Origin of the sequence: [Clostridium] symbiosum ATCC 14940 (assembly GCF_000466485.1) — a bacterium.
Taxonomy (GTDB): domain Bacteria; phylum Bacillota; class Clostridia; order Lachnospirales; family Lachnospiraceae; genus Otoolea; species Otoolea symbiosa.
In genome coordinates, this window is the sequence record NZ_KE992895.1 from 1 (window position 1) to 5,461 (window position 5,461).

Here is a 5,461-nt window from a genome sequence, read left to right on the forward strand (position 1 = left end):
GTGTAGTGTGTTATACGCTCTGTCGGCGTTGCCGCTTCGAGTGTCTTTGCCGCCGGGGAGGGCAAGGACACTTGAAACGGCAGGAGCACGGGCAGGGCTTGCGGGGCTGGATACCCGCAAGTCCCGCCCGCGTTCGTCAGCAGACATAGCGTATATGAAACTCTCGTCCCTCGTCCACCGTCCGAACTTCGGCCAACTTGGCCCGAACCTGTGGCTCCACACTTCGGGAAAAATAGCAGAACAGACAGCAACCGTCAAGGCTGAAATAACGGGCTTGCGCCAGGCCTTGACCGTTCCCGTCTGTCCTGCAAAACGGTTAACAAGGTGGACAATCCCATACTGTGCTTGTCCGCCAGTCATCTATTTTGACATTTATCTCAAAATGGAATAGTGCAGGAAAGCCATATGAAGGCTTTCTTGCCTTGATTACCAATAAGCAAAACCGGGAGAGGGTGTCAAGGATAGAACAAGCGGCTACGCCGTCCTTGACACCCTCTCCCGGTTTTGCTACCTGCACATTTATCAAATAATATGAAACTAATTCAGCTTGAAAAATCCCCAATTATATATCTTCAATTAGAAGCAAGGCCTCATTTTTCTTGTCATTGAGAAATGTAAACATTGTAGGTGAGCCTCCGGCATTTATATAAAATGGCAACCAATTAGTATGTAGTTGCAACAGCAGTCTTTTGTCTGCTTCAACTTCGCTATTCTGGAAAAAGGCAGGAAAGCCACAAAATTTATCTATGTCTATTTGCTTAAATTCTGTGGATTCGATTTCTTCAATTTCAGTTGTTTGGGGGATCCATATAGTTTGGCTATCTACTGTTGGTCCAATACGAAAATTATCTATATAGACATATTCTGGAATTTTTCCATTGGGCTGAATAATAACTGCATTCTCTCCCTCATCAGGAAAAATTATATCTGGGTCGAAAAAAGGGTCAGCTTTATCTTCCGGTTGTGTTAAAAAAATATAAGCCAATGTCAAATTTTCCAGTTCACTATAAAAATCATTTAATCTTATCTGTCCAATAAATTTTAATGGCCGATTATCCCATGGAATACTAACCGGCCATTGAGGACTTTCAATCCAATCTGGCTGCCCGCCAAATTTCGTTATAAACTTTTCATCTCCACTCCCGGAAATGAAACCATCTATTTTATAGGCTCTCATTTATATTTAAGCTCCTTTGCAAAATTGAAATGGGCGGGAAGCCATTTTAGGACTTTCCCGCCTTGATTGCCCATCAGCAAAGACGAGCGGGATTGTCAACGGCGGCGCATTTATGCGCCGCCGTTGACTAACTCGGCTGGCTTTGCTATTTCCCCGACAGGCTGGAATTACATTTATTCTGCCAATACCACACGCCCGCGCTCTGGGAAATAGGCTTTTAAGCCCATTTTCCAAAGTTCAAAGTAAGGACGGAAAGGATTTTCCCATTTTGTATCATACATAGACCACTGGAGATAATCAGACAATAGATAATCACAGCTGATATGGTATAATGCTTCGGACATCAACTCAATATCCTTATAGCTTTTTTTGTACGGCATATCATAACACCAATCTCTCAAATCGGTTTCTACATCTATATCTGTTCTTTCTCCGCTAACCCACAACTCATGAACTTCTGCCCTAAAATCCTGGGCCGCTTGCCCGGAGAGAATTTCTATTGTGGCGTTTTCGTCCAGCGGAGCATCTTCTTTGAACTCCTCCACAAAAATACGATTTATATTTTTGATGTAGGCTCGTACAGCATTTTCAGCGTTCTGCCTATTATCTTCTGAAAATCGAGTAAAGAAATATCCTGCATAACCCGTCTGTCCGTCCGGCAGTTGAACCTCTGCTGTATCTTTACTGATTTCATCAATTTCCAAGAGTTTTTGTAACATATCCAGTCCAGTTTGCCCGTAGAGAGCAAAAATAGGACGCAGGTGCTCAATATTGCCGCCACGCAATTCCTGAAACAGAAAAGGCGGAACAGCTTCCTCCTCTAAATTATAATCATGTTCTCCAAAGATTTCCATTAGTAAGCGGTCTTGTTGAATGATTTCTGTCCAACTATCAGGAAAATATTCTCTGCATTCTTCTATTGTCATTGAAAAATTCTCCTTTCGTCAATTCCGATTTGTTCTTCTGTTTTATCTAACCACAAAGAGAAAGAAAATCCCACAAGCGATAATTACAACGCCCAGAATACCCATAAAGACACGATACCCGCCCTGCCCGAACAGGTCATAGATAAAGCGTCCGGGGCCGTTTGGTCTTTCTCCCTCCGGGCTTGTGACCCACCGCCAGTTGAAGATTGCTCCCAACAGCGTCAGCCCGCCGCCCGCAATCACCACATACTGCCAGGGTCTTTCAAGTATGCAACAACATTCTCCATATATTACCCTCTTTTTCCCCGCTGTGGGTTTGGATTTTTCAGCAAATCCGATTTCTCCGCAATCTTTTTCAGCCACTTTGTTTCTTCCGCTGACAGCTTCTTCAAATTCAATTGAAGCCGTTTACAGATAAACGCCAAAGACGCTTGCTCCGGGTCGCTGTCCGGGCTGGCGGCTTCATCAACAGCCTGTAAAAATCCTTTCAGCGGATTGTCCTCCGGGACGCGTGAAAAAATCGTCCCTATGGTCTTCCCGCAGGTCGGCGGCTATGCCGTTTATGTCCTGCTGTATCACATAGCGGCAAAAGCGGTCATCATCAATATGGGTGGCGATAAGCTGCCTTAACTGCGGGTCAGTCAAGCCGGGATTGTGCTGCTTCATAATCGTTGCGCTCACAGCGTCCACAATGGCATTTGCACTCTGCACCTGTTTTCCCGCCACGCCATTTACATAGATTTCAAGGTCAGCCATGAGTCGGGGAAAATCCGGGTGTACTGCCAGCTCACACAAGAGGGAATTATCCACCCGTCCACTTTTCAATAGTTCAATCATGCTGTCACTCAAACGCAGGTCTGCAAGATCGGCGTTTGAGTGATTTTTTGTTTCGGACAGCCCCAGCAGATAGCATAGTGGCTGATGTCCTTAAACTCGTCCGCTTCATAACTGCCCAGTGCAGACTTGGAGAGGTGCGTCTGCTCCGCAAGCTGTTCCAGCGTCAAACCACGCTCCACACGCAGGTCTTTCAATCGTTCTTGTATGGATAGCTCCATGCTCTCCCTCCTCGTCTACTCGATAAATGGGAATTATTCAGGTAAAATTTATTTTTCTGATGAGCCCCCTTTTATTGCCAGTTCTACAATTTCATCAACTGTCGGATTTGGCGGCAGACCAACTAATTCAGGATAAAAGATCAGGTCACTTCCGCCAGGATGATTTATATTTTCCGTAAACGTCATTACTAATCCATCATATTCTGCCTCGGACAGCACTTTACCTGTTGCCTTATCTTTCATAGTTGTTAACATTTCAACTATATCAGCCAAATCTTCTCTTGACAGTTGCGAAGCAGGGAGTTCCATAGTCAGTTCAGTTACCAAAGTATCTAAATTAGTCCAGCCATCGTAATGTCTAATTACATCCAAATCCAAACTCATGTACTTTGCTTTGATAAATTTTGTGGCTTTTCTTAATAATTTTTCCACTTCATGCTTATTCTCTGGTTCATACATAAGGGCTTCTATTTGTTGAATAATTGCTTTTAATTGCCTTTCAGATTCCAAATTTCTATGCGGCTGCAAGTGATTTTTCATTTTGCCATTTACCTCCATAAAACTTCGATTTATCGTTCTGTTTCTTCTATTCTACCATAATTCCGAGAGCGTGGAAATAGAGAGTTTTCCGGGCTGATTTCCCACCTTTCGGATATACGGGGCGGGCGTTCTTTTAGGTGTAGAATTATCTTAGTTCATCGATGAGCCGCACCTTGAAAACAGAATGACCGTCCGAAAAGGAATACCCCGGCAGGGGAAGCACCGCAAGGAGCCACTTCGGGACAAAATGTCCCGAAGTCCGGGGAGCGTGCCAACGCCGGAGCACGCCGCAGAAATGAGGCAGGAAGTCAACACCCTGCGGGAGTTACAGTATGCGGAGCTGATTGACATTAGGAAACAGGGCTGTGGAAAACCCAACCGCATTTACCCAAAATCCTATGAAGCGGTTCCAAACACCGACTTCAAGAAATCCGGTTATGGAACGCCGGAGGACTGAAAACCGCACTCATAGAGTACGATAATCAATCCTCTTGAAGTTCGGAAACCGGACGGTATATAGAAATACAGAGATTAAAACGATTTTATTTATATCTTATCCATTCCTATCCTATCTGAGATATTTTCTGCGGGATTTTCCTGTGGAAAAGTCCCCGAAAGGAACGAAATGGGGAAAGGAGTTTCATGGCACAACACGCAATCCTGCGTTTTGAGAAGCACAAAGGCAATCCGGCAAGACCGCTGGAAGCCCATCACGAACGGCAGAAAGAACAGTACGCCAGCAATCCCGACATTGACACCAGCCGGAGCAAGTACAATTTCCACATCGTCAAGCCGGAGGGCAGGTACTACCACTTTATACAGAACCGTATTGAACAGGCAGGCTGTCGGACACGCAGGGACAGCACCCGGTTTGTGGATACGCTGATTACCGCCAGCCCGGAATTTTTTAAGAAGAAGTCCCCAAAGGAGATACAGGAATTTTTTCAGAGGGCGGCTGAATTCTTAATCGGGCGGGTAGGGAAAGAAAATATCGTGTCGGCGGTGGTACACATGGACGAGAAAACACCCCACCTGCATTTAGTCTTTGTCCCTCTGACAGAGGACAACCGCCTGTGTGCAAAGGAGATTATCGGGAACAGAGCCAACCTCACAAAATGGCAGGATGATTTTCACGCCTATATGGTTGAGAAATATCCCAACTTGGAGCGTGGGGAAAGTGCCAGCAAAACGGGCAGGAAGCATATCCCCACCCGTCTGTTCAAGCAGGCGGTCAATCTCTCAAAACTGGCAAGAGCCATTGAAGCCACGCTGGACGGCATTACCCCGTTCAACGCCGGAAAGAAAAAAGAGGAAGCCCTCTCCCTGCTGAAAAAGTGGTTTCCGCAGATGGAGAATTTCTCCGGGCAACTGAAAAAATACAAGGTCACGATAAACGACCTTTTGGCGGAAAATGAACAGTTGGAAGCCAGAGCCAAAGCCAGCGAAAAAGGCAAGATGAAAGATACAATGGAACGGGCAAAGCTGGAAAGCGAATTGAAAGACATTCAGCGGCTGGTTGACCGTATTCCGCCGGAGGTGCTGGCAGAACTGAAGCGGCAGCAGCGGCACACAAGGGAACGGTGATTGATGACAGAAAACATTTCACGCCGCAGCATGGCGGCACTGCACTTTGAAAATTAAATACGGAGGTACTATGGAGCATATCAGATACAAGAAAGAAACCGAAGTCGTGACTTTTCAGGGAAAGGAAATCACGCTGGAAAATCTCTCCCCGGTGTTCACGCCGGAGCAGGAAGCGGCAA

The 5,461-nt window shown here is 45.8% G+C and carries 5 protein-coding genes and 2 pseudogenes; 2 read left to right on the top strand and 5 right to left on the bottom strand.

The features are described from left to right. Positions 1 to 562 precede the first annotated feature (562 nt). The 5 genes and pseudogenes from CLOSYM_RS09815 to CLOSYM_RS09835 all read right to left on the bottom strand — a co-directional run bounded on the left by CLOSYM_RS09815 (position 563) and on the right by CLOSYM_RS09835 (position 3,698). On the bottom strand, positions 563 to 1,177 hold the full coding sequence (locus tag CLOSYM_RS09815) for a DUF1963 domain-containing protein (protein ID WP_021642013.1): 615 nt from the start codon (positions 1,175 to 1,177) through the stop codon (positions 563 to 565). Positions 1,178 to 1,350: 173 nt separating this feature from the next. Continuing rightward, a complete protein-coding gene (locus CLOSYM_RS09820) occupies positions 1,351 to 2,103 on the bottom strand; it encodes a hypothetical protein (protein WP_021642014.1) in 753 nt (250 codons plus the stop codon). A gap of 42 nt (positions 2,104 to 2,145) precedes the next feature. Further along, positions 2,146 to 2,466: an immunity 17 family protein gene (locus CLOSYM_RS09825; RefSeq protein ID WP_021642015.1), complete on the bottom strand. Its 321-nt coding sequence runs from the start codon at positions 2,464 to 2,466 to the stop codon at positions 2,146 to 2,148. Continuing rightward, positions 2,394 to 3,158, bottom strand: a pseudogene (locus tag CLOSYM_RS09830) (helix-turn-helix domain-containing protein). Before CLOSYM_RS09830 ends, CLOSYM_RS09825 begins: the two are co-directional and overlap by 73 nt. A 48-nt stretch (positions 3,159 to 3,206) precedes the next feature. Then, a complete protein-coding gene (locus tag CLOSYM_RS09835; RefSeq protein ID WP_044902332.1) occupies positions 3,207 to 3,698 on the bottom strand; it encodes a bacteriocin immunity protein in 492 nt (163 codons plus the stop codon). Between the two features lie 298 nt (positions 3,699 to 3,996). Here CLOSYM_RS09835 and CLOSYM_RS23205 point away from each other — a divergent pair. Continuing rightward, positions 3,997 to 4,155: pseudogene (locus tag CLOSYM_RS23205) on the top strand (replication initiator protein A); the annotation flags it as partial. A 185-nt stretch (positions 4,156 to 4,340) separates the two neighbouring features. After that, a complete protein-coding gene (mobV, locus tag CLOSYM_RS09845; protein WP_021642021.1) occupies positions 4,341 to 5,282 on the top strand; it encodes a MobV family relaxase in 942 nt (313 codons plus the stop codon). Positions 5,283 to 5,461 lie beyond the last annotated feature (179 nt).